This is a genomic window from Curtobacterium sp. B8 (genome assembly GCF_000333315.1).
GTDB classification, from domain to species: Bacteria; Actinomycetota; Actinomycetes; order Actinomycetales; family Microbacteriaceae; genus Curtobacterium; species Curtobacterium luteum.
On sequence record NZ_BACW01000126.1, the window covers coordinates 1 to 1,111 of the forward strand.

General features: G+C 71.8%; 1 protein-coding gene and 1 pseudogene. One reads left to right on the top strand and one right to left on the bottom strand.

The window, feature by feature from the left end:
* On the bottom strand, nucleotides 1-522 hold a 522-nt coding region (locus I59_RS03375; RefSeq protein WP_031272686.1), incomplete at its 3' end, for an MFS transporter.
* A gap of 38 nt (nucleotides 523-560) precedes the next feature.
* Between I59_RS03375 and I59_RS03380 the strand changes: the two are divergent.
* Nucleotides 561-1,111, top strand: a pseudogene (locus tag I59_RS03380) (tRNA 2-thiouridine(34) synthase MnmA); the annotation flags it as partial.

Below are 1,111 nucleotides of genomic sequence, written 5' to 3' on the forward strand. Positions count from 1 at the left end.
GATGTGGATCCAGAACGCGCTCTGCGTGGTGCCCGTCAGGTGGACGACCCCGGCCGCGATGAACGGCCCGACGAAGTAGCCGAAGCGGAACACGCCGCCGAGGCTGGACAGCGCCCGGGCCCGGACGTGCACCGGGATCGCGGTCGTCATGTACGCGTGCCGGGCGAGCGCGAACACCGCCGTCGAGACGCCGACGAGGAACACCCCGACGGCGAGCACCCAGGGGTTCGGGGCCCACGTGCACACCAGGAGGCCGACCACGGAGACCACGGCCGCGCCGATCATCGCGTTCCGCTCGCCGATCCGTCCGACGACGACGCCCGAGGGCACGTCGCCGATGAGCTCGCCGACGAGGATGAGCGACGCGACGAAGCCCGCGAACGCGAGCCCGGCACCGAGGTTGTCCGCGGCGATGGGGATGATGGGGATGATCGCTCCCTCGCCGACGGCGAAGAGTGCGGCGGGGAGGAAGCCGGACAGGACGACCGCCCGGAGGTCGAAGGCGGGGGTCTCGGAGGGCATCGTTCGCACAACGGTACGCCGGTGCTTACCCTGGATGCATGCGAGTACTGGCAGCGATGAGCGGTGGCGTCGACTCGGCGGTCGCGGCGGCACGGGCCGTCGACGCCGGACACGACGTGGTGGGGGTGCACCTCGCCCTCAGCCGGATGCCGGGGACGCTCCGCACCGGGAGCCGCGGCTGCTGCACGATCGAGGACTCGATGGACGCCCAGCGCGCGGCCTCGGTGCTCGGCATCCCGTACTACGTGTGGGACTTCTCGGCGCGGTTCAAGGAAGACGTCGTCGACGACTTCGTGGCCGAGTACCAGGCCGGCCGCACGCCGAACCCCTGCATGCGGTGCAACGAGCGGATCAAGTTCGCGGCGCTGCTCGAGAAGGCGCTCGCCCTCGGGTTCGACGCGGTCGCCACGGGGCACTACGCCTCGATCGTCACCGGGTCCGACGGCTCGCGGGAGCTCCACCGCGCGGCGGCGTGGGCGAAGGACCAGTCGTACGTCCTCGGGGTGCTGACCGCCGAGCAGCTGCAGCACGCGATGTTCCCGCTCGGGGCGACCCCCTCGAAGGACGAGGGTCGCGCCGAGGCAGCCGC